The sequence below is a fragment of the Nocardioides sp. zg-DK7169 genome, assembly GCF_013155365.1.
Lineage (GTDB): Bacteria > Actinomycetota > Actinomycetes > Propionibacteriales > Nocardioidaceae > Nocardioides.
In genome coordinates this window covers 213,363-235,145 of the sequence record NZ_JABJRA010000009.1, presented here as the reverse complement: position 1 = coordinate 235,145, position 21,783 = coordinate 213,363, and the positions used below count along the sequence as shown (strand labels likewise).

The following is a 21,783-nucleotide window of genomic DNA, read 5'->3' as shown; positions in this document are numbered from 1 at the left end:
CCCGCCCGCCCCGCCGGCCGCACCCGCGACCCCGCCGCCCCCGCCTCCGGCGACCCCGCCGACGAGCCCCCCGCCCCCGCCGTTCGGCGACGCGGAGGCGCCCACGACGTACCTTCCCGCGGTCTCCGACCTCCCGCCGGTGCCCCCGCCGCCGATGGGCGGGCCCTCGCCCGTGCCCACCACGCCGCCCGCGGGCGCGCCGATCGGCTGGGCCACCGGTGCCGACGAGCGCTACGACCTGGGCCGCCACGGGCGCACCCCGCCGCCGGGGCCGGAGCCCGTCACCGCCCCGAGCCCCGTGGTGGCCCGCCTGGTGGTCTCCGACGGCACCGTGGTCGACGTGGACCGACCGGTCCTGATCGGGCGGGCGCCCGAGGCCCGGCGCGTGGCGGGCGGTGAGGACGCGCGCCTGGTGACCGTGCCGAGCCCGCACCAGGAGATCTCCGCGACCCACCTCGAGGTGAGCCCGGGCGCGGGGGCCGACATGGGCTCGGCGGTCGTGACCGACCTCGGCTCGACCAACGGCAGCGTGCTCGCCCGTCCCGGGCTGCCTCCCGAGGCGCTCCAGCCGGGCATCTCCGCACGCCTGGTCCCCGGCTCGCTGATCGACCTCGGCGACGGCGTCACCATCCAGGTCACCACCCCCTGACGGTGCCGCCGTGCGCGACCTGACCCGCTGCCCGCCGGCCGGGCTCGAGCGCCGCTTCCACGCCGCGCTCCTCGACCTGGTCGCGGTGGGCCTGCCGGCCGCGGCCGTGGCGTACGCCGGGTGGTCCGCCGGCCTCGGGCTCCCGGTCGGCCTCGGACTCGCCGCCGCGGTGCTGGTCGCGGGAGCGGTGCTCGTCGCGGTGGCGCTCGGGCTGACCGGCGCCTCGCCGGGACGCGCAGCGCTCGGGATCCGGGTGCTGCGTGCGGACGGCGCCGGCCCGCTCGGGGCGCGCGACGCCCTCCTGCGCGCCGCGCTGGTGGCGGGCGTCGGCGTCCCGACCCTGGGGACCGGGCTCGCGGTCCTCGCGTGGACCGCTCTCCTCGACCCGGCCGGGCGACGGCGCGGCTGGCACGACCGGCGCGTGGGCTCGGCGGTCCTCGACGTGCGCACCGCGACCGGTGGGGAACCGGAGCCGGCCCCCGCGCCGCCCGAGCTGCTCAACCTGACCACCCAGCAGCTCCTGCCCGCCCCCGCTGCCCCCGACGCCGACGCCTCCGAGGCTCCTGCCCCGGGAGGCCCGGCAGCCCGCTGGCGGGTCCGCTTCGACACCGGCGAGACGTTCCTGGTGGAGGGCCTGACCCTCCTCGGGCGTGCTCCTGAGCCGGCCCGCGGGGAGCCGGTGCAGCGGCGGGTGACCCGCGGCTTCGACGGCGTCGCGACCGGCACCCACGCCCAGCTCCAGGTGGTGGCCGGGCGGACCCTGGTGGTGATGGACCGCGGCTCGGGCGACGGCACGGTGCTGGTGCGCGGCCGGGCCCGGCGCGAGCTCGTCCCGGGACGGGCGACCACGCTGCTGGCGCACGACCGCGTCTGCTTCGGCGAGCGGGTGATGGAGGTGACTCGCGAGGCGTAGCCGTCAGCGGGTGATGAGCACCGGGACCCGGGTGCGGGTGCCGGTGGCGCCGCGCCAGGTGACGACGCCGTCGTCGGCCGGGCGTGCGCCCGCGGGGCCGCTCACCCGCACCGTGTAGGTCGCGGACTCCCCGGGCGCCAGGCGCACCGCGGCGGGCGTGACCCGCACGTCGTAGTGCTCGAAGCCGGAGGCGGAGGAGGAGAAGTACAGCGCCTGCCGTCCGACGTTGGTGATCGTGCGCCGGGCCACGTCGCGCCCCTCGTGGAGGAGCACCGAGGGCGTGTTGAGCTCGCGGCCCAGCGACCCCTCGAGCCAGCGGCGGTAGTCGCGCGGGTCGACGTCGTGCACCAGGCCCGGGCGCGACGTGAGCTCGGGGCGCAGCCGCCCGGCACCGGTGCGCAGCACCGACCCGGAGACCGGGGTGCTGGTGGTGGCCAGGGCGGAGCGGACCGCCGCGGCCGACCAGTCGCGCCGCGCCCGCAGCCGGGCCGCCACACCGGCGGTGTGGGCGGTGGCCACCGACGTACCGCTCGCGAAGTCCCAGCGCTCCGCGCGCGTCCGCGGCGGTACGGCGCTGAGCACCCCGGTGGCGGGGGCGAGCAGGTCCGGCTTGAGGAACGCGGCGGCGGGGTCCCCGCCAGGGGAGAAGCCGGCGACCTTCGCGCGCGGCTGGCGGTGGCCGTCGGGGCGCAGGGTCACGAGCGCCCCGCGGTGGCCGCGGACCCAGGTGCGCAGCCGCTCGGCGTCGCGCTGCGCGAGGTGCACGGTCGGCACGCTGTGCAGGTCGGCGTCCACCGAGCCGCGGCCGGTGTTGAGCAGGACCATGCCGGCCCCGTCGGCCAGCTCGACGGCGGCGGACTTGTCGACGCGGCCGACCAGGCCGCGGTCGCACACGACGATCGCGCCGCGCACCTGCGCGGCGTCGAGGCTGCCGGGGGCGCACTGGCGGGCCCGGTCGCGGGGGACGCCGGGGGCGGGCACGTCGGCGGCGCGCACCAGCGGGGCCGGCCCGACCGGGCGGCGGGAGGCCATCGCGCCGCCGAGCACCGGGCCGCCGTCGCCCAGGGCGACCCGGCCGCGGCGCTGCACGCCGGCGGTGCCGCCGACGGTGGTGACCCAGGGGGAGGGGTGCGCGGCCCACGAGCGGGAGCCGCCGTTGCCCGCGGCGGCGACCACCACGATGTCGGCCTCGGCCGCGCCGAGCAGCGCGAGCTCGACCACGTCGGGGCCGGGGGCACCGCCGACGGCGACGCTGAGCACGTCGACCCGGTCGGCGGTGGCCTGGTCGATCGCGGTGACCAGGTCGGAGCTCGCGCAGCCGTCGTCGGCGGGGTCCGGCGCGGTCCAGCAGGCCTTGTAGATCGCGAGCCGGGCCTGCGGCGCGGCGCCGGAGTGCGTACCGAGGTCCTCGTCCCCCACCCGCACCGTCACGTGGCTGTTGCCCGCCGCGACGGAGGCCGAGCGGGTGCCGTGGCCGTGGTCGTCGCGCGGGGACAGCGAGGAGGCCGCGCGCAGCCGGTCACGGCCGAAGCCCTCGAGGTACCACCGGGCGGCGAGCACCTTGTCGGTGCATGCGGAGGCGTCCCAGTCCGGTGCGGTCTCGCAGGTGCCGCGGAAGTCGCGGGGCGCGCGGCCCAGGCCGGGGGAGCCGGAGAAGACGGGGCCGTCCGGGTGCAGGCCGCTGTCGACCAGCCCGATGACGGTGCCGGCCCCGCCGGTGTCACGTCCCGCGGGCGGTACGCCGGGCACCGTCGCGGTGGCCGCGGCGCGCAGGCCGGCCAGCGGGCGCACGGTGTCGGGCTCGACGAGGGCGACGTCGGGGTCGGCGCGCAGCGCGCGCACCTGGGTGTCGGTGAGCTCGACCGCGACCCCGCTGAGCGCGGTGGTCCAGCGGTAGACGGGCTCGGGGGCGCCCACCCGCTCCAGCAGCCGCTGCTGGCGGGCCAGCTCGCGGGCCGGGCCGGTGGGGAAGAGCCGGTCGGCGGCGGCCGACCCGGGCCCGGTCAGGGCCACCAGGTGCAGGCGGGCCTCGCCGCCCTCCGCGGGGCTGGGCGCCCGCGACGCGGAGGAGGGGTGCGACACGACCAACGAGGAGACGGCGACCCCGACGGCCACACCGGCCGCGAGCAGCGCGGAGAGGGGCCCGCGACGCACACCCGGCGCGCGACGTGCCCGTCGCGTCGTCGCCCGCGTGCGCCTGCTGCCCATCTCGACTCCCGGCTCGGTTCTCTCGTCCCTCCCAGTGCCCACCTCGGGCCCCGGGCCCACAGACTGGCCGACCGGTGGCCGTGCTGACAAACGTCTGCCTACGCTCTGCGCCATGACCGCGACGCCGGAGCCCGCCCGCCTCGTCGTCGGGTTCGACCTCGACCTGACCCTGATCGACACCGTGCCCGGCTTCTCGGCGGTCCTCACCGCGCTCGGCGCCGAGCTGGGCGTGGACCTCCCCGTGGCGGAGATGACCCGGCGCCTGGGCCCGCCCCTGGAGCACCTGCTCGCCCCGCACCTGCCGCCCGAGACGGTCCCGGCCGCCGGGGACCGCTTCCGCGCGATCTACCCCGAGCACGCGATCGCCTCGGTGCCCGCCCTCGCCGGCGCCCACGAGGCGCTCGCCGCCGTACGACGCCACGGCGGGCGCACCGTGGTGGTCACCGGCAAGTTCCCCGAGAACGCCCGCCTCCACGTCGACCACCTCGGCCTCGACGTCGACGTGCTCGAGGGGTGGGTGTGGGGCGTCGGCAAGGCGGCGGTGCTGCAGCGCGAGGGCGCGTCGGTCTACGTCGGCGACCACGTCCACGACGTGGAGGGCGCGCTGGCCGCCGGGGTGACGAGCGTGTCGGTGCTGACCGGCGGGTGCACCCGCGAGGAGCTGCTCGAGGCCGGCACCCACGTGGTCCTCGACGACCTGGGCGAGTTCCCCGCCTGGCTGGAGGAGCACCTGCTCACCACCCGCCTGGCCGCGCTCGAGGCCGACCTGCGTGCGCGGGGCTCGCTGCTGGTGGCCTTCAGCGGGGGAGCCGACAGCGCCCTCCTGCTCGCCGCCGCGGTGCGCGCCCTCGGCCCGGACCGGGTGGTCGCCGCGACCGGGCTCTCGCACTCCCTGCCGCAGGCCGAGCGCGACCCGGCCCGCGCGTTCGCCGAGGAGCTCGGGGTGGAGCTGCTGACCCCCGAGACCCACGAGCTCGACCGCGGCGGCTACCGCGCCAACGAGGGCGACCGCTGCGCGTTCTGCAAGGCCGAGCTGCTGGACGTGCTGGTCCCGCTCGCGCACGAGCGCGGGCTGGCCGCCGTCGCGACCGGCACCAACGCCGACGACGCGGTCGCGGGCTTCCGCCCCGGCATCCGGGCCGCCGCCGAGCGCGGCGCGGTGACCCCGCTGCGCGACGCGGGGCTGACCAAGGAGCAGGTGCGGGCGGCGTCGCGCCGCTGGGGGCTGCCCACCTGGGACAAGCCGGCCGCCGCGTGCCTGTCCTCCCGGGTGGCCTACGGCGTGGAGATCACCCCGCACCGGCTGGCGCGCGTCGAGCGGGCGGAGGCGGCGGCCCGCGCCGCGCTGCACGACGTAGCGCTGCGCGACCTGCGGGTCCGCGACCTGGGGGAGCGGGCCTCGGTGGAGGTCGACGCCGCCCTGCTGCCCCTGGCCCCGGCCCTCGAGGCGGGGGTGCTGGCCGCCGTGCGCGCGGCCGGGTTCGCCGACGCCGCCCTCGACCCGCGGGGCTTCCGCTCGGGATCGATGAACGAGGCACTCGACCCCGGACACCGGTCCTGATCGGGGGGTCCCGGACCGGGACGTCGCGGTGGTGCGTCCCGCGCAGCACACATAGGCTGTGCGATCCCGCACCCGGCCCCGCCCGGGCGCTCGCCCAGCAGAAGAGGTCTGACCGTGCCCACTGGCAAGGTGAAGTGGTACGACGCCGAGAAGGGCTTCGGCTTCCTGTCCCAGGACGAGGGGGCGGACGTCTACGTCCGCGCCGAGGCACTGCCGCCCGGCGTCACCACCATCAAGGCGGGCACCCGCGTGGAGTTCGGCATCGCCCAGGGCCGGCGCGGCGAGCAGGCCCTCCAGGTGCGCGTCCTCGACGCGCCCGCCTCGGTCTCGCGCAACCAGCGCAACGCCTCGCGCCGCAAGCCCGAGGAGATGGTCCCGATCGTGGAGGACCTGATCCGGGTCCTCGACGGCATCGGGGAGACCTACCGCCACGGTCGCCACCCCGACTCGCGGACCGCCGCGCCGGTGGCCAAGCTGCTGCGCGCGCTCGCCGACCAGCTGGAGCTCTGAGCCTCAGCCGGCGCTGCGGCCCGCCGGCTCCTCGGCGGGCCGGGTCCGCACGCCCATCGGCACCTTGCGGGTGCGCGAGCTGAGCACGTACGCCGTCCACGCGACGAGCACGACCGCGGCGACGCCCAGCCCGAGCCGGGCCGGCTCCAGGGGCAGCACGATGCCGACGAACCCGCCCAGCACCCAGGCCAGCTGGAGCAGGGTGTCGCTGCGCGCGAACGCGCTGGCCTGCACCTGCGGCGGCACGTCGCGCTGGATCGTGGAGTCCAGGCAGAACTTCGCCAGGGTCTGGGAGAAGCCCGCGGTCAGGCCCAGGACGGCGAGCGTCACGACGCCGTAGAAGCTCCAGGCGAGCAACGCCGCGGCCACGTCGGCCAGCAGCGCGACGACCACCGCGACCGACGGGTTGATCCGCTTGAGCAGCGCCGCGGCCGCCACGCCCAGGGTGTTGCCGACGCCGGCCGCGCCGACGACCAGGCCGATCAGGATCTCCGCGCGCAGCCCGCTGTCCGGCGGGTTCTCGCGCAGCAGGAACGCCATGAACATGATGAGGAACCCCGAGAGCCACCGCGGCCCGCAGTTGGTGCGCAGCGCGAACGCCACCGGCGCCGGGATCCGGGTGCGCTGGCGGCGCCCCGGCGGCGTGGCCGCGACGGTCTCGCCGCGCAGCACCAGGGTGCCCTCGCCGGCGCTGGAGTCGACGCGCTCGGGCAGCCGGATCGCGCAGATCGTGGCGATCGTGAACAGCACGAACGCGTAGCGCAGCGACCACTGCGAGCCCGCGAGCGAGGCGAGCCCCGCGATCGGCGCGGACACGGCCGTCGCGATGATCCCGGACAGCGAGACCCGGCCGTTGGCGCGGACCAGGGTGAAGCCGCGCGGCAGCAGGCGGGGGACCGCGGCCGCCCGCGTCACGCCGTACGCCTTGGAGGACACGAGCACGCCCAGCGCCGCGGCGAACACCCACGGCGACTCGGTGTGGACCGCGCCGGCGAGGCCCCAGCACAGGAACGCGCGGGCCGCCATCGTGGTGCCGATCGCCCAGCGCCGACCCGAGCTGAACCGGTCCAGGAACGGCCCGATCAGCGGGGCGACGATCGCGAACGGCAGCATCGTCAGGGCCAGGAAGAGCGCGACCTGGCCGCGCGCCTCGCCCGAGGGCACCTGGAAGAACAGCGAGCCCGCGAGCGAGATCGCCACCGCGGCGTCGCCGGCGGTGTTGAAGAAGTGCAGGTACATCAGCCGGTTCAGGCCGGACTCGCCGGCGCCCTGCGCGCTGGCGGCGCGCCGGACCTGCTGGCCCACGAACCGGCCGGTGCGCGCGGTCGCGCGCCCGGCCGCCGCGACGCCGTGCGCGGTGGTGCGCACCCCGTTGCCGAGGGCGTGGCCCACCCCGTGGCCGGCGTCGGCGGGAGCGTCCCCGGGATCGGGAGGCGTGGAGGTCATGGTGGTCATCCTGCCCGGTCCGGGCGGGTGGGCGGGGGCAGTGACACGACCCCGTGTGCCGGTGAGTCCGGGGGCGACCTGACAGACAGGCCCCGCATGAGACATGATTACGCGCCGTGACCACGATCGCTCGTCCCAGGCCCGACGCCACTGCCGTTGCAGCGGTCGACGCCGCGCGTGACGCGCTCCTCGCCGAGACCGAGTCCGGCGACGTCGGAGCCCACCTCGGCACCCTCGCGGAGGGGGAGCGGGTGGTCACCCACCTGTTCACCTGCACCCGGGCCGGCTACGTCGGCTGGCGCTGGTCGGTGACCGTCGCGCGGGCCCCGCGCCAAAAGCACGTGACCATCGACGAGATCGTGCTGATCCCCGGCGACGAGGCCATCGTCGCGCCGCCGTGGCTGCCCTACCGCGAGCGGATCAAGCCCGGTGACCTCTCGCCCGGCGACCTGCTGCCGGTGCCTGACGACGACCCGCGCCTGGTCCCGACGTACTCCTTCGGCGACGACCCGCTGGACGCCGACGCCAAGGCGCAGATCCGCGCGGTCGCCCAGGAGCTGTACGCCGGGCGCACCCGCACGCTCTCCCCGGAGGGCCGCGACCTCGCCGCCCAGCGCTGGTACGACGGCGACGGCGGCCCGTCCTCGCCGATCGCCCAGGCGGCCCCGGACTCCTGCTCGACCTGCGGGTTCCTGATGCGCCTGGGCGGACCGCTCGCCGAGCAGTTCGGCGTGTGCGCCAACGGCGACGCCAACGACGACGGCCGCGTGGTCTCCTTCGACCACGGCTGCGGCGCCCACTCCGAGGTGCGCCTGGCCAAGAAGCACGAGCCGGTCCCGATGCCCGAGCCGGTGCTCGACACGATCACCATCGCGCCCAGGGACCTCGAGACCTTCTGAGCCGTCCGCGACGGGCCGTTCGCGGCCCCGTCGACGGCGCCGGCCGGCGAGTCGCCTCAGCCGGCCTGCGACGCCTCGTGGGCGGCGCGCCGGCGACGGCAGTACTCATAGCCGCACAGCCCCAGGCCGAAGCCGGCCAGACAGGTCCACAGCCACCAGGTGCGGCCGTGGTCGGCGAGCGGGCCGTAGAACGGCAGCAGCGCCACGAAGGCGATGAACCACAGCGCCGTGCCCACCGCGACCGTGCGCACCCCGTCGACGTCGAGCGGCTCCACGTCGGCGATGAGGTAGGTCCTCGTCCCGATCTCGCGCTTCTCGGCCAGCTCGTCGTCCCGTTCCACGGAGTCCACGTTAGCCGGACGCCCGGATCTGACATGCTGAGGTCTCGTGACCTCAGCCCTCGACAGCTACTTCAAGATCTCCGAGCGCGGCTCGAGCCTCGGCCGGGAGATACGCGGCGGTGCCGTGACCTTCCTGACGATGTCCTACATCCTGGTGCTCAACCCGTTGATCCTGGGCTACGTCCCGGACTCGGAGGGCAACTTCCTCGGTGGCGGAACCGGTGACGGCTCCAACCTCCCGGCGATCGCGGCCGCCACGGCGCTGGTCGCCGGCGTGCTCACGATCCTGATGGGGTCGGTGGCCAACTTCCCGCTGGCGCTCGCCGCGGGCCTCGGCCTCAACGCCTTCGTCGGCGTCGCGATCGCGAGCCAGTCGACCTGGGCCGACGCGATGGGCCTGGTGGTGCTCGAGGGCATCATCATCCTGGTGCTGGTGCTCACCGGCTTCCGGCGTGCGGTCTTCCATGCGGTGCCCAACCAGCTCAAGGTCGCGATCTCGGTCGGCATCGGCCTGTTCATCGCGCTGATTGGCTTCGTCGACGCCGGGTTCGTCACCCGCATCCCCGATGTCGCGAGCACCTCGGTCCCGGTGCAGCTCGGCGAGGGCGGCAGCCTGTCGGGCTGGCCGGTCCTGCTCTTCTCCGCCGGCGTGCTGCTGCTGATCGCCCTGTGGGTGCGCGAGGTCCGCGGCGCGATCCTGATCACGATCGTCGTCCTCACCGCGGCCGCGTTCGTGCTGGAGGCCCTGCTCGGCGGCGACGGGAACAAGCTCGGCTGGAGCCTGAGCATCCCGGCGGTGCCCGACGACTTCGTCGGCCTCCCCGACCTGACCACGCTGGGCGAGTTCTCACTGTTCGGCGCGTTCAGCTCGGTCGGCGTCCTGGCCGCCGCGCTGCTGGTCTTCTCGCTGCTGCTGGCCGACTTCTTCGACACCATGGGCACGATGACCGCCATCGGCGCCGAGGCTGGCCTGAACGACGCCGACGGCGTCCCCCCGCACAGCCAGCGGATCCTCATCGTCGACTCCATCGCCGCGATTGCCGGTGGCGCCGGTGGCGTCTCCTCCAACACCTCCTACGTCGAGTCCGCCTCGGGCGTCGGAGAGGGCGCGCGCACCGGCCTGGCCTCGGTCGTCACCGGCCTGCTGTTCCTGCTGGCGACGTTCTTCACGCCGGTCGTCCAGTCCATCCCGTCCGAGGCCGCCGTCCCGGCGCTGGTCCTGGTCGGCTTCTTGATGATGCAGCAGGTCATCAACATCAACTGGACCGACATGGAGATCGCCATCCCGGCGTTCCTCACCGTCGTGCTGATGCCGTTCACCTACTCGATCAGCGTCGGCATCGGTGCCGGCTTCATCTCCTTCGTGCTGATCAAGCTGGTGCTCGGCAAGGCGCGCGAGGTGCACCCGCTGCTGTGGATCGTGGCCGGGCTCTTCGTCGTCTACTTCGCCATCAACCCGATCACCGACTGGCTCACCTGACCTCCGGTCGGTCCGGCTCGTCGAGGCCCGGTCCCGTGGCACGCGTCACGGGGCCGGGCCTCCTCTTTGCGGAATAGTTAGCAACAGTAATGACTTATGCTCATCAGATGACTGCCACCACGGACAAGAAGCCTCGCGCCGGTTCCGGGCTCGCCCCGGAGCTGCGCCTCGCCGTGATGCGGCTGCGGCGCAGGCTGGCCGTCGAGCGCGACCCGGGGAACGACCTGAGCCTCACCGCGATGGGCGTCCTGGCCGGGCTGCACCGCTTCGGCGACCTCACCGTCGGCGACCTCGCGGTGCGCGAGCGCGTGAAAGCGCCGACGATGACGCGTACCGTGAACTACCTGGTCGACGACGGCTACGTCGTGCGCCGTCCCCACGAGAGCGACGGGCGCGCGGTGGTGGTCAGCCTGACCGACCGAGGCCGGGAGACGCTCCTGGCCGACCGTGCCCGCCGCGACGAGTGGCTGGCCACCCGCCTGCGCGCCCTCAGCGCGGAGGAGCGTGACGTGCTGCGTCGCGCCACCCCGATCCTGCACCGACTCGCCCAGGAGGACTGACCCAGCCTTGAGCCCCACGTTCCGCTCCCTCGCCAATCCCAACTACCGGCGCTACGTCGCCGGTAGTGCGGTGTCGAACGTCGGCACCTGGATGCAGCGGGTCGCCCAGGACTGGCTGGTGCTCAGCCTGTCCGGCGGAAGCGGCGTCGCGCTCGGCATCACCACCGGCCTGCAGTTCCTGCCCGCGCTCCTGCTCTCGCCCTACGCGGGCGTGATCGCGGACCGGTTCCCCAAGCGGCGCCTGCTCCAGGTCACCCAGCTCACCATGGCGCTGGCGGCCACCGTGCTGGGCCTCATCGCCCTGACCGGGCACGCCCAGACCTGGCACGTCTACCTCATCGCGTTCGTCTTCGGCATCGGCTCGGCCTTCGACGGCCCCGCCCGCCAGGCCTTCGTCTCCGAGATGGTCGGCACCAAGGACCTCGCCAACGCCGTCGGCCTCAACTCCGCGACGTTCAACGCCGCCCGCCTCGTCGGGCCCGCGCTGGCCGGCCTGATGATCGGCGCCCTCGGTGGTGGCTCCGCTGCCACCGGCTGGGTGATCCTGCTCAACGCGCTGTCCTACCTCGCGGTGATCTGGCAGCTGCAGCGCATGGACCCGCGGCTGCTCACCACTCCCGAGCCGGTCGCGCGCACGTCCGGTGCGCTGCGCGCCGGGGTCGCCTACGTGCGCCGCCAGCCCCGCATGGTGCTGGTCCTGATCCTCGTCTTCTTCGCCGCGACCTTCGGCATGAACTTCCAGATCACCTCCGCGCTGATGGCCACCGAGGTGTTCGGCAAGGGCGCGGGGGAGTACGGCATCCTCGGCTCGGCGCTGGCGGTCGGCTCGCTGACCGGTGCGCTGCTGGCCGCGCGCCGGGTCAAGATCCGGCTGCGCCTGCTGGTGCTCGCGACCGTCGGGTTCGGCGTCGCCTCGATCGTGGCCGGCATGCTCCCGTCGTACCTGACCTTCGCGCTGTTCTCCCCGGTGATCGGGTTCTTCACCCTGACCCTGCTGAACTCCGCCAACGCCACCATCCAGCTCGAGGCCCCGCCGGAGATGCGCGGCCGTGCGGTGGCGCTGTACATGACCATCGTCATGGGCGGCACCCCGATCGGCTCGCCCATCATCGGCTGGATCGGCGAGACCTTCGGGCCGCGCTGGACCTTCCTGGTCGGCGGTGTGATGACGCTGCTCGGCGCGGTGCTCGCGGTCCTGGTGTTCGCCCGGATGAACGAGCGCCGTCACGACCACGACCACGACGGGCCGGGCTCGGGGCCGTCCCCGGCGGTGCTCGACGGGCCGGTGGAGAAGTCCGCCGACCAGCGGGCGCGGCGCCCGGTCCCGGTGGCCGTCCGCGAGGGTGTCGCGGGTCCCTCCGTCACCGTTTTGACCCCCGTTCGGGCGGCGGGTAATCTCGGTCTCCGTGTCTGGGACAACCAGGCCGTTGCGCGTGCTCGGAAACGAATGGCAGCAAGGCAGCCGTCCTGACCGCACGTCAAAGCCGCACGATCCTCCATGGGGTGACCACCCCGTGCCAGGTGCCACGGAAGGGCGACACGCCCGACCGCGGGGGTGAGCGACGGAGGTTGGGTCCGCACCATCTCGGACACGGCAGTTCCATCGTGCGAGGCACCGTGCCACGTACTGAAGAGCGAAAAAGAAGGGGAACCACCCGGTGCCCACCATTCAGCAGCTGGTCCGCAAGGGCCGCCAGGACAAGGTGTCGAAGAGCAAGACGCCTGCCCTCAAGGGTTCGCCGCAGCGCCGAGGCGTCTGCACCCGCGTCTACACCACCACCCCGAAGAAGCCGAACTCCGCCCTCCGCAAGGTCGCCCGTGTGCGCCTGTCGAGCGGCGTCGAGGTCACGGCCTACATCCCGGGTGTCGGTCACAACCTTCAGGAGCACTCGATCGTGCTCGTGCGCGGCGGCCGGGTGAAGGACCTCCCCGGTGTCCGCTACAAGATCATCCGCGGCACGCTCGACACCCAGGGCGTGAAGAACCGCAAGCAGGCCCGCAGCCGTTACGGCGCCAAGAAGGAGAAGAGCTGATATGCCGCGCAAGGGTCCCGCTCCCAAGCGCCCGATCGACGTCGACCCGGTCTACGGGTCGCAGCTGGTCACCCAGCTCGTCAGCAAGGTGCTTCAGGACGGCAAGAAGCAGGTCGCTCAGCGCATCGTCTACTCCGCGCTCGAGGGCTGCCGCGAGAAGACCGGCACCGACCCGGTGGTCACGCTGAAGCGTGCCCTGGACAACGTGAAGCCGGCCCTCGAGGTCAAGTCCCGCCGCGTCGGTGGCGCCACCTACCAGGTCCCGATCGAGGTCAAGGGCACGCGCGGCACCACGCTCGCGCTGCGCTGGCTCGTCGGGTACGCCCAGGCCCGTCGTGAGAAGACGATGGCCGAGCGCCTGATGAACGAGATCCTCGACGCCTCCAACGGCCTCGGTGCCGCTGTGAAGAAGCGCGAGGACACCCACAAGATGGCCGAGTCGAACAAGGCCTTCGCGCACTACCGCTGGTGACCACGGGCGGGGGCCGGCTCCGGGCGGCCCTCGCTCCACCGCCCATCCAACTCTTTCAAGGGACGCTGAACTAACGTGGCAGTCGACATCACCACGGACCTGAACAAGGTCCGCAACATCGGCATCATGGCGCACATCGACGCCGGCAAGACCACCACCACCGAGCGGATCCTGTTCTACACCGGCATCACGTACAAGATCGGCGAGGTCCACGAGGGCGGCGCCACGATGGACTGGATGGAGCAGGAGCAGGAGCGCGGCATCACCATCACGTCGGCCGCGACGACCTGCTGGTGGAAGAACCACCAGATCAACATCATCGACACCCCCGGGCACGTGGACTTCACCGCCGAGGTCGAGCGCTCGCTGCGCGTCCTCGACGGCGCGGTCGCGGTCTTCGACGGCGTGGCCGGTGTCGAGCCGCAGACCATGACGGTGTGGCGCCAGGCGAACAAGTACTCGGTGCCCCGCATGTGCTTCGTCAACAAGCTGGACCGCACCGGCGCGGACTTCTTCCGCTGCGTCGACATGATGGTCGAGCGCCTCAACTCCACCCCGCTGGTCCTGCAGCTGCCGATCGGCGCTGAGTCGGACTTCCTCGGTGTCGTCGACCTGGTCGGCATGCGTGCCCTGACCTGGCGCGGCGAGACCAAGATGGGTGAGGACTACGAGGTCGAGGAGATCCCGGCCGAGCTCGCCGAGCAGGCCGCGGAGTACCGCGAGAAGCTCCTCGAGACCCTCTCCGAGGCCGATGACGCCATCATGGAGAAGTACCTCGAGGGCGAGGACTTCACCGTCGAGGAGCTCGAGGCCGCGATCCGTCGCGCCACCCTCGCCGACAAGCTCAACCCGGTCCTGTGCGGCACCGCGTTCAAGAACAAGGGCGTGCAGCCCCTGCTCGACGCGGTCGTCAAGTACCTCCCCTCGCCGCTCGACATCGACGCGATCGTCGGTCACGACCCGCGCGACGAGGAGAAGGAGATCGTCCGCAAGCCCAGCGACGACGAGCCCTTCTCCGGCCTGGCCTACAAGATCGCCAGCGACCCGCACCTCGGCAAGCTGATCTACGTCCGGGTGTACTCCGGCAAGCTCGAGGCCGGCGCGTCCGTGGTCAACTCGGTCAACGGCCGCAAGGAGCGGATCGGCAAGGTCTACCAGATGCACGCGAACAAGCGTGAGGAGATCGCGTCGGTCGGCGCCGGCCAGATCGTGGCCGTCATGGGCCTCAAGGACACCAAGACCGGCCACACCCTGTGTGACTCCTCGAACCAGGTCGTCCTCGAGTCGATGACCTTCCCGGCCCCCGTGATCGAGGTCGCGATCGAGCCGAAGACGAAGAGCGACCAGGAGAAGCTGGGCACCGCGATCCAGCGCCTCTCCGACGAGGACCCGACCTTCACGGTCAAGTCCGACGAGGAGACCGGCCAGACGATCATCGCCGGCATGGGCGAGCTCCACCTGGAGATCCTCGTCGACCGGATGAAGCGCGAGTTCCGCGTCGAGGCCACCGTCGGCAAGCCGCAGGTCGCCTACCGCGAGACCGTGCGCCGCGAGGTCAAGAACCACAGCTACACCCACAAGAAGCAGACCGGTGGTTCGGGTCAGTTCGCGAAGGTCGTCATCTCCCTCGGCCCGAACATCGACCCCGAGACCGGCACCGGTGCGGGCTATGAGTTCGTCAACAACGTCTCCGGTGGCCGCGTGCCCCGCGAGTACATCCCCTCCGTCGACCAGGGCGGCCAGGACGCCATGGAGTTCGGCGTGCTCGCCGGGTTCCCGATGGTCGACGTGAAGTTCACGCTCGAGGACGGCGCCTACCACGACGTCGACTCCTCCGAGCTGGCCTTCAAGATCGCCGGCAACCAGGCCTTCAAGGAGGCCGCCCGCCAGGCGAAGCCGGTCCTGCTCGAGCCGATGTTCGCCGTAGAGGTGACCACGCCGGAGAGCTTCCTCGGCACGGTCATCGGCGACATCAACAGCCGACGCGGCCAGATCCAGGCGCAGGAGGAGCGGCACGGTGACATGGTCATCAACGCCCTCGTGCCGCTGTCCGAGATGTTCGGGTACGTTGGCGACCTGAGGTCCAAGACCTCCGGTCAGGCGTCGTACTCGATGGAGTTCGACTCGTACGCCGAGGTTCCCACGAACATCGCCGACGAGATCATCAAGAAGGTGCGCGGCGAGTAGCCAACCGGCTACCGACGCGGACCCTCGGCACCACCACCCAGCAAGTACGAGTCAAGTAACAACCACACCAGGAGGAGCCCCCAGTGGCTAAGGCGAAGTTCGAGCGGACCAAGCCGCACGTCAACATCGGCACCATCGGTCACATCGACCACGGTAAGACGACCCTTACCGCGGCGATCACGAAGGTGCTGCACGACAAGCACCCCGACCTCAACGCTGCCTCGGCGTTCGACGAGATCGACAAGGCTCCCGAGGAGCGTCAGCGCGGCATCACGATCTCGATCGCGCACGTCGAGTACCAGACCGAGTCGCGCCACTACGCGCACGTCGACTGCCCCGGTCACGCGGACTACATCAAGAACATGATCACCGGTGCCGCGCAGATGGACGGCGCGATCCTGGTGGTTGCCGCGACCGACGGCCCGATGCCGCAGACCCGTGAGCACGTGCTGCTCGCCCGCCAGGTCGGCGTTCCCGCCCTGGTGGTCGCGCTCAACAAGTGCGACATGGTCGACGACGAGGAGCTCATCGAGCTCGTCGAGATGGAGGTGCGCGAGCTCCTCTCGGAGTACGAGTTCCCGGGCGACGACGTTCCGGTCGTTCGCATCGCTGCTCACCCCGCCCTCATGGGCGACGAGAAGTGGGCGAACTCCATCGTCGAGCTCATGGACGCGATCGACGAGTACATCCCGACCCCGGCCCGTGAGACGGACAAGCCGTTCCTCATGCCCGTCGAGGACGTCTTCACCATCACCGGTCGCGGCACGGTCATCACCGGCCGCATCGAGCGTGGCATCGTGAAGGTCAACGAGGAGGTCGAGATCGTCGGCATCCGCGAGGGCTCCATGAAGAGCACCGTCACCGGTGTCGAGATGTTCCGCAAGCTCCTCGACGAGGGCCAGGCGGGCGAGAACGTCGGTCTGCTCCTCCGTGGCACCAAGCGCGAGGACGTCGAGCGCGGCATGGTCGTGATCAAGCCGGGCACGACCACCCCGCACACCAACTTCGAGGCCTCGGTCTACATCCTCTCGAAGGAGGAGGGCGGCCGCCACACGCCGTTCTTCAACAACTACCGCCCGCAGTTCTACTTCCGTACCACGGACGTGACGGGCGTCGTGACCCTTCCCGAGGGCACCGAGATGGTCATGCCGGGTGACAACACCGAGATGTCGGTCGAGCTCATCCAGCCCATCGCGATGGACGAGGGCCTGAAGTTCGCCATCCGTGAGGGTGGCCGGACGGTCGGCGCGGGTCGCGTCACCAAGATCACCAAGTGATCACCGCCGGTCTCTGACCGGTCGATCCACCAGCAAGGCCCCGGACCTCACGGTCCGGGGCCTTGTTGCATTCACCCGCCTCCCCGGCTGCCGGGGCCGGGCGTCGAGCGGGTCAGGACATGTCGACGCCCTCGAAGTCCTCGGGGGTGTAGTCGCGCGGCTCGACCAGGACCATCCAGTTGCCGGAGTTGTCGCGCATCAGGGCCTCCACGCCGTACGGCCGCTCCTGGGGCTCCTGGAGGAACTCCACGCCCTTCGCGGACAGCTCCTCGTAGGCCTTGCGGCAGTCCTCGACGTTGAGCCCGACGCCGGGCAGGCCGCCCTCGGCCTGGGCGCGCTGCATCGCCTCGATCAGGTAGTCCGGCAGCGGGCCGCTGGGAGTGGTGAGGTGCAGGTGCAGCTCGGGCTGCGAGGGGTGGAAGACCGTGCACCAGCGGAAGTCCGGACCCAGCGTGAGGTCGTCGCCGACCGTGAAGCCGAGGACGTCGGTGTAGAAGGCGAGGGACGCCTCGATGTCCTTCACCCACACGGACACGAGCGAGATGTTGGTGATCATGGGCCGAGCCTAGGGAGCCGGAGACCCCGGCGGCTTCTCCTGGATTGCGCTCCTGCGCTCGACCAGACCGGCCATGAACAGGTGGCAGCCGGGGATGCGCGGCGCCCCCGTCACGGCGTAGCGGCGCTGGAAGGCGCTCGGCGACTCGCCCACGATCGCGCTGAACCGGCTGCTGAACGAGCCGAGGCTGGTGTAGCCGACGGCGTGGCAGACCTCGGTCACCGTGAGGTTGGTGGCGCGCAGCAGGTCCTGGGCGCGCTCGATGCGGCGCTCTGCGAGGTAGGCCGCGGGGGTGGTGGCGTACGTCGTGGCGAACGAGCGCAGGAAGTGGAACTTGCTCATCCCCGCCACCCGGGCGACGTCGTCCAGGACCAGCGCGCCGGCGAAGTGCCGGTCGAGGTGGTCGCGGGCGCGGCGCAGGTGCACCAGCACGTCGCCGGGGACCCGGCGCTGTGTCCGGGGAGGCGCGCTGCGGGGTGCCGGGCCGGGGGAGGGGGCCACCCGCACGATCCTAGGCCGCCCCGGCGACAATGGGGCCGTGAACGATGCCGTTGAACCCGTCCGTCCCGCGCGCCCGCACCTGAAGCTCACCGAGGACGGACGCCGGATGCGGGAGGTGCTGAGCTACTCGCGGCGCGGGAACCGCTTCACCCCCAACCAGGCCGCGGCCTGGGCCGCGCACCAGGCGGACTGGGTGGTGCCCGACGAGGCCGTCGACCGGCCGGGGTTCTCCTGGACGCAGTGGTTCGGCCGCGAGGCCCCGATGATCGTCGAGATCGGCTCCGGGGTGGGCGAGGCGACCGCGGCGCTGGCCGCGGCGCGTCCGGAGATCAACGTGCTCGCGCTCGAGGTGTGGCGACCCGGTGTGGCCGACACGCTGTGGCGCGTGGCCGAGGCCGGCGCTTCGAACGTGCGGCTGTGCAGCGTGGACGCGGTGTGGACGATGGAGCACCTCATCGAGCCCGCCAGCCTGCAGGAGCTGTGGACGTTCTTCCCCGACCCGTGGCACAAGACCCGCCACCACAAGCGCCGGCTGGTCGACGCCGAGTTCGCCCGCCTGGCCGCCTCCCGGCTGGTGCCCGGCGGGACCTGGCGGCTGGCGACCGACTGGGCCGACTACGCCGAGCAGATGATCCAGGTGCTCGACGCCGAGCCCACGCTCGAGGGCGGCGTCGTGGAGCGCTGGGCCGAACGGCCGGTCACCAAGTTCGAGCGCAAGGGCCTCGCGGTCGGCCGCACGATCATCGACCTCGCCTACCGGCGCGTGGCCGACTGACGCAGCGCGCGGCCCCGGCTCACCCGCGGCCGGTGAGGCGCCGCACCAGCGCCGCCTCGCGGGCCAGGCGCTCGGTGTCGCGCTCGCGCCGGGTGGCGACCACGGCGGCGAGGAACGCCTCGGGCGGCGTGCCCGGCGGCGGGGGCGGTGCGACCCGCTCGAGCACCTGTCCGGCCAGCCGGCCGCCCACCTCGGCGCGTGCCGGCGGGGTCAGCGTGGCCGCGCGGCCGAGGTACTGGCGCACCGCGAGGGCCAGCCCGGTGGGCAGCGGCCGGATGTCCGCGGTCCGCGCCCAGCCGGCCAGCTCGGGCGGGAGCACGGGCGGTGGCGGCAGGTGCAGGCGGACCCGCTCGCGCACGACGTACGTGCCCGCGGCATGGTCGCCGAGCCGCTTGCCGCGGCCGTTCACCAGCGCGGAGAGGAACGCCGGGGCGCCGGAGAGCGCGTAGACCTCCACGACGCCGAGCAGTGCACGGACGAACGCGTGGTGGAAGGAGATCGGGCCCGCGTCGTCGCGCACCGTGCGCAGGCCCAGCGCCCACTTCCCGAGCGTGCGGCCGCGGGTGAGCGTCTCCGTCGCGGCCGGGACGACGACCAGGACCGTCACCAGCGTGGCGATGAACGCGACCCAGGCGAGGGCCTCGTCGGTGCGCAGCGTCGCGGTCGTGGCGACCAGCCCCACGGCGACCAGCAGGACCGCGGCCAGGGAGACGTCCATCAGCCCGGAGGCGATGCGCAGCGCGAGGCTGGCCGGCGGCAGGTCGAGGGCGACGGCCTCCCCGGTGACGAGGTCGTCGTCGGTCAGGGTCGCGGGCTCGTCGGCGGTCACGGCGCCCAGACTAGGGTGGCGCCGTGGACCTGGACGCCTACGTGCTCGCCCACGCCGAGGAGTGGCGCCGCGTCGAGGAGCTGGTGGGCAGGCGCCGGCTCTCCGGCGCCGACGGCGACGAGCTCGTGGAGCTCTACCAGCAGGTGGCCACCCACCTGTCCGTCGTGCGCACCTCGGCACCCGACCCCGGCCTGGTCGCCCACCTGTCCTCGGTCCTGGCCCGGGCACGCGGGCGCATCGTCGGCACCCGCACCGGCTCGTGGCGCTCGGTGGGCGGGTTCCTCACCGGTCGGTTCCCCGCGGCCCTCTACCGGCTGCGCTGGTGGTGGCTGGGCTGCCTGGCCGCCAACGTGGTGGTCACCGCCGTGATGCTGCTGTGGCTGCTGGGCAACCCGGCGGTCGAGCAGGGCATGCTGAGCCCGGCGGAGGTGGACCGGCTGGTCGAGCAGGATTTCGAGGCCTACTACAGCGAGCACGCCGCCAGCCACTTCGCCGCCCAGGTCTGGGTCAACAACGCCTGGGTGACGGCGCTCTGCCTGGCGCTGGGGGTCCTCGGGCTACCGGTGGTGTACCTGCTGTTCACCAACATCGCCAACCTCGCCGTGATCGGCTCGATCATGCACCGCCACGAGCACGGCCAGCACTTCTGGGGGCTGCTGCTCCCGCACGGCCTGCTGGAGCTCACCGCGGTCTTCGTCGCCGGCGGGGTCGGGCTGCGGCTGTTCTGGGCGTGGGTGGAGCCCGGGGCACTGTCGCGCAGCCAGTCGCTCGCCCGGGAGGGCCGCACGGCCGGCACCGTCGCGCTCGGACTGGTCGTGGTGCTGTTCGTCAGCGGCGTGATCGAGGCCTACGTGACCCCCTCGGGCCTGCCCACCTGGGCGCGCGTGGCGATCGGCGTGCTCGCCGAGGTGCTCTTCCTGGCCTACGTCTTCGTCCTGGGACGCGCGGCCGCCGCGCGCGGCCACACCGGCGACCTGGACGCCGCGCTGCTGGAGGACCGGGTGGCCACCCAGGCCTGAGCGTTCCCTGCCCGGTGGCCGCGTGGCTCGTCGCTGCGGTCAGCGCCCGCCCATGCGGGAGAACAGCCAGATCGCCACGCCGGTGCCGACCACCATGATCAGCCCCAGGATCAGGGTGTGCAGCCCCGGGTTGTCGGTCGCCGAGGTGCTGCCGCTGGCGGCGAGCAGGAGTGCGTGCATGGTTTCCCTTCCCTGCCTGATCGATGCGGCGATGCTATCGAGGCCCCTCGCAGCGGCGGGGAACGGTGCACGACGCGCAGTGCGCGTTGTGCGGTGTGCCACCGCTCAGAGCAGACCGCGCGCCTTCAGCGACAGGTAGTGGTCGGCCAGCGCGGGGGCCAGCCGGTCCGGCTCGGCGTCGACCACGTCGACGCCGAGCGCGCGGAGCAGGGCGATGGTGCGCTCGCGGCGCGCGCTCGCCCGGGCGGCCGCCGCCGCGTCGTACACCTCCTCGAGGGTGCCGCGTCCGGCCACCAGCTCCTCCAGCGCGGGGTCGCGCACCGAGGCCACCACGACCCGGTGGTGACGGGTCAGGGCCGGCAGCGCGGGCAGCAGGCCGGCCTCGACGGCCGTCGGCTCCACCGGGGTCAGCAGCACCACCAGCGCCCGCTGGCGACCGAGCGCCGCGACGGCACCGACCAGGCCGGGCCAGTCCGCCTCGGCGAGCACCGGCTCCAGGTCGGCGAGCGCGTCCTGGAGACGGGCGACGAGGTCGGGCGCGCCGTGGGTGCGCAGCCGGGTCCGGACCCGGCGATCGCCGGCGACCAGGTCGACACGGTCGCCGGCCCGCGTCGCGAGCGCGCCCAGCAGCAGGGCGGCGTCCATCGCCGGGTCCAGGCGCGGCACGTCGCCGACCCGGCCGGCGGAGGTGCGCGAGGTGTCGAGGACCAGGACGACGCGACGGTGCCGCTCGGGCTGCCAGGTGCGCACCACGACGTGACGGCTGCGGCTCGAGGCGCGCCAGTCGATCGCGCGCACGTCGTCGCCGCGGACGTACTCGCGCAGGGAGTCGAACTCGGTGCCCTGGCCGCGCACCCGCACGGCGGCGCGGCCGTCGAGCTCGCGCAGGCGGGCCAGGCGCGAGGGCAGGTGGCGCCGGGAGGCGAACGGCGGCAGGGAGCGCAGCGTGCCCGGCACGAGGAGCGTGCGCTGGCGCCCGGCGAGGCCGAGCGGGCCCAGGCTGCGCACGGTCACCCCGACGGCGCGCAGGTCGCCGCGACGCCGGGGCAGGAGCGGGGTGCGCAGCAGCGGCCGGTCACCGGGCGCGACCCGCACCGGGTGCCGGTTGTCGTGGGCGCCGGCGCTGGGCACCCAGGCGTCGCGCACGAGGCCGCGCAGGCGACGCCGCGTGGTGTTGTGGACGACCAGCTCGCTGCGACCCGGCGTGCCGAGCCGTACGCCGGGCACCGGCCCGCGCACGACCTCCAGGGCCCGGGGAGGCGCCGCCAGCAGGGCGTCCGCACCGCAGGCAGCCACGACGAGGAGCAGCCACAGCCACGGGGTGGAGGGCAGGGGTCGCAGCACCACCGGCACCAGGCCGAGCAGGAGCAGCAGGGGCACACGCCCG

Annotated in this window: 22 protein-coding genes; 14 read left to right on the top strand and 8 right to left on the bottom strand. The window is 73.4% G+C overall.

Annotated features, from left to right (window positions below):
• On the top strand, positions 1–649 hold a 649-nt coding region (locus HOQ23_RS21290), incomplete at its 5' end, for an FHA domain-containing protein (protein WP_172215394.1).
• Positions 650–659: 10 nt separating this feature from the next.
• On the top strand, positions 660–1,562 hold the full coding sequence (locus HOQ23_RS14995) for an RDD family protein (protein WP_172215393.1): 903 nt from the start codon (positions 660–662) through the stop codon (positions 1,560–1,562).
• 3 nt (positions 1,563–1,565) lie between these two features.
• Here HOQ23_RS14995 and HOQ23_RS14990 read toward each other — a convergent pair whose 3' ends face one another.
• Positions 1,566–3,716 carry a S8 family serine peptidase gene (locus HOQ23_RS14990; protein WP_172215392.1) on the bottom strand — a complete coding sequence of 717 codons (2,151 nt, stop codon included), beginning with the start codon at positions 3,714–3,716 and terminating at the stop codon, positions 1,566–1,568.
• A gap of 166 nt (positions 3,717–3,882) precedes the next feature.
• On the opposite strand from HOQ23_RS14990, the gene HOQ23_RS14985 reads away from it, so the two are divergent.
• Together HOQ23_RS14985 and HOQ23_RS14980 are read left to right on the top strand one after the other, a co-directional pair.
• Positions 3,883–5,331 (top strand): HAD hydrolase-like protein, encoded by a 1,449-nt coding sequence (locus HOQ23_RS14985; protein WP_172215391.1) that lies wholly within the window; start codon positions 3,883–3,885, stop codon positions 5,329–5,331.
• Positions 5,332–5,445: 114 nt separating this feature from the next.
• On the top strand, positions 5,446–5,841 hold the full coding sequence (locus HOQ23_RS14980) for a cold-shock protein (RefSeq protein ID WP_172215390.1): 396 nt from the start codon (positions 5,446–5,448) through the stop codon (positions 5,839–5,841).
• Between the two features lie 3 nt (positions 5,842–5,844).
• Here the strand turns inward: HOQ23_RS14980 and HOQ23_RS14975 are convergent, their stop codons facing one another.
• Positions 5,845–7,287: an MFS transporter gene (locus HOQ23_RS14975; RefSeq protein ID WP_172215389.1), complete on the bottom strand. Its 1,443-nt coding sequence runs from the start codon at positions 7,285–7,287 to the stop codon at positions 5,845–5,847.
• A 116-nt stretch (positions 7,288–7,403) separates the two neighbouring features.
• Between HOQ23_RS14975 and HOQ23_RS14970 the strand changes: the two genes are divergently transcribed.
• Positions 7,404–8,186: a DUF3027 domain-containing protein gene (locus tag HOQ23_RS14970; RefSeq protein ID WP_172215388.1), complete on the top strand. Its 783-nt coding sequence runs from the start codon at positions 7,404–7,406 to the stop codon at positions 8,184–8,186.
• A gap of 56 nt (positions 8,187–8,242) precedes the next feature.
• Here the strand turns inward: HOQ23_RS14970 and HOQ23_RS14965 are convergent, their stop codons facing one another.
• The gene (locus tag HOQ23_RS14965) at positions 8,243–8,527 is read right to left on the bottom strand and encodes a DUF2530 domain-containing protein (protein ID WP_367650510.1); all 285 of its coding nucleotides are present in this window, start codon (positions 8,525–8,527) and stop codon (positions 8,243–8,245) included.
• Between the two features lie 46 nt (positions 8,528–8,573).
• On the opposite strand from HOQ23_RS14965, the gene HOQ23_RS14960 reads away from it, so the two are divergent.
• The 7 genes from HOQ23_RS14960 to tuf all read left to right on the top strand — a co-directional run bounded on the left by HOQ23_RS14960 (position 8,574) and on the right by tuf (position 16,536).
• Complete coding sequence (locus tag HOQ23_RS14960; protein ID WP_172215387.1) at positions 8,574–10,007, top strand: NCS2 family permease; 1,434 nt, start codon at positions 8,574–8,576, stop codon at positions 10,005–10,007.
• A gap of 107 nt (positions 10,008–10,114) precedes the next feature.
• Positions 10,115–10,567 carry a MarR family winged helix-turn-helix transcriptional regulator gene (locus tag HOQ23_RS14955; protein ID WP_253945539.1) on the top strand — a complete coding sequence of 151 codons (453 nt, stop codon included), beginning with the start codon at positions 10,115–10,117 and terminating at the stop codon, positions 10,565–10,567.
• Positions 10,568–10,574: 7 nt separating this feature from the next.
• Positions 10,575–12,038: an MFS transporter gene (locus HOQ23_RS14950; RefSeq protein ID WP_253945538.1), complete on the top strand. Its 1,464-nt coding sequence runs from the start codon at positions 10,575–10,577 to the stop codon at positions 12,036–12,038.
• A gap of 187 nt (positions 12,039–12,225) precedes the next feature.
• Positions 12,226–12,600: a 30S ribosomal protein S12 gene (gene rpsL, locus HOQ23_RS14945; RefSeq protein ID WP_101526259.1), complete on the top strand. Its 375-nt coding sequence runs from the start codon at positions 12,226–12,228 to the stop codon at positions 12,598–12,600.
• A gap of 1 nt (position 12,601) precedes the next feature.
• Positions 12,602–13,072 carry a 30S ribosomal protein S7 gene (gene rpsG, locus HOQ23_RS14940; protein WP_172215385.1) on the top strand — a complete coding sequence of 157 codons (471 nt, stop codon included), beginning with the start codon at positions 12,602–12,604 and terminating at the stop codon, positions 13,070–13,072.
• 75 nt (positions 13,073–13,147) lie between these two features.
• Positions 13,148–15,259: an elongation factor G gene (gene fusA / locus HOQ23_RS14935; protein ID WP_172215384.1), complete on the top strand. Its 2,112-nt coding sequence runs from the start codon at positions 13,148–13,150 to the stop codon at positions 15,257–15,259.
• 83 nt (positions 15,260–15,342) lie between these two features.
• Positions 15,343–16,536, top strand: a complete 1,194-nt coding sequence (gene tuf, locus HOQ23_RS14930) for an elongation factor Tu (RefSeq protein ID WP_153322086.1) — start codon at positions 15,343–15,345, stop codon at positions 16,534–16,536.
• 112 nt (positions 16,537–16,648) lie between these two features.
• Here the strand turns inward: tuf and HOQ23_RS14925 are convergent, their stop codons facing one another.
• Both HOQ23_RS14925 and HOQ23_RS14920 read right to left on the bottom strand, forming a co-directional pair.
• Positions 16,649–17,092 (bottom strand): VOC family protein, encoded by a 444-nt coding sequence (locus tag HOQ23_RS14925; RefSeq protein ID WP_172215383.1) that lies wholly within the window; start codon positions 17,090–17,092, stop codon positions 16,649–16,651.
• Positions 17,093–17,101: 9 nt separating this feature from the next.
• Positions 17,102–17,593 (bottom strand): AraC family transcriptional regulator, encoded by a 492-nt coding sequence (locus HOQ23_RS14920; protein ID WP_172215382.1) that lies wholly within the window; start codon positions 17,591–17,593, stop codon positions 17,102–17,104.
• A 37-nt stretch (positions 17,594–17,630) separates the two neighbouring features.
• Between HOQ23_RS14920 and trmB the strand changes: the two genes are divergently transcribed.
• Positions 17,631–18,368, top strand: coding sequence for a tRNA (guanosine(46)-N7)-methyltransferase TrmB (trmB, locus tag HOQ23_RS14915; protein WP_367650509.1), 738 nt, complete (start codon positions 17,631–17,633; stop codon positions 18,366–18,368).
• A gap of 19 nt (positions 18,369–18,387) precedes the next feature.
• Here trmB and HOQ23_RS14910 read toward each other — a convergent pair whose 3' ends face one another.
• Positions 18,388–19,197, bottom strand: a complete 810-nt coding sequence (locus tag HOQ23_RS14910) for an RDD family protein (protein WP_172215381.1) — start codon at positions 19,195–19,197, stop codon at positions 18,388–18,390.
• A gap of 23 nt (positions 19,198–19,220) precedes the next feature.
• On the opposite strand from HOQ23_RS14910, the gene HOQ23_RS14905 reads away from it, so the two are divergent.
• Positions 19,221–20,216, top strand: coding sequence for a stage II sporulation protein M (locus HOQ23_RS14905; RefSeq protein ID WP_172215380.1), 996 nt, complete (start codon positions 19,221–19,223; stop codon positions 20,214–20,216).
• A 39-nt stretch (positions 20,217–20,255) separates the two neighbouring features.
• On the opposite strand, the gene HOQ23_RS14900 is transcribed toward HOQ23_RS14905, so the two are convergent.
• Both HOQ23_RS14900 and HOQ23_RS14895 read right to left on the bottom strand, forming a co-directional pair.
• On the bottom strand, positions 20,256–20,396 hold the full coding sequence (locus HOQ23_RS14900) for a hypothetical protein (protein ID WP_172215379.1): 141 nt from the start codon (positions 20,394–20,396) through the stop codon (positions 20,256–20,258).
• Between the two features lie 105 nt (positions 20,397–20,501).
• Positions 20,502–21,776, bottom strand: coding sequence for a DUF58 domain-containing protein (locus HOQ23_RS14895; RefSeq protein WP_367650508.1), 1,275 nt, complete (start codon positions 21,774–21,776; stop codon positions 20,502–20,504).
• Positions 21,777–21,783 lie beyond the last annotated feature (7 nt).

What these genes read in the sequence shown, in the direction of transcription:
- HOQ23_RS14975 (WP_172215389.1), bottom strand. Translation starts at nt 7,287, where the DNA reads ATGACCTCCACGCCTCCCGATCCCGGGGACGCTCCCGCCGACGCCGGC.
- HOQ23_RS14900 (WP_172215379.1), bottom strand. Translation starts at nt 20,396, where the DNA reads ATGCACGCACTCCTGCTCGCCGCCAGCGGCAGCACCTCGGCGACCGAC.
- HOQ23_RS14985 (WP_172215391.1), top strand. Translation starts at nt 3,883, where the DNA reads ATGACCGCGACGCCGGAGCCCGCCCGCCTCGTCGTCGGGTTCGACCTC.
- HOQ23_RS14925 (WP_172215383.1), bottom strand. Translation starts at nt 17,092, where the DNA reads ATGATCACCAACATCTCGCTCGTGTCCGTGTGGGTGAAGGACATCGAG.
- HOQ23_RS14955 (WP_253945539.1), top strand. Translation starts at nt 10,115, where the DNA reads ATGACTGCCACCACGGACAAGAAGCCTCGCGCCGGTTCCGGGCTCGCC.
- rpsG (WP_172215385.1), top strand. Translation starts at nt 12,602, where the DNA reads ATGCCGCGCAAGGGTCCCGCTCCCAAGCGCCCGATCGACGTCGACCCG.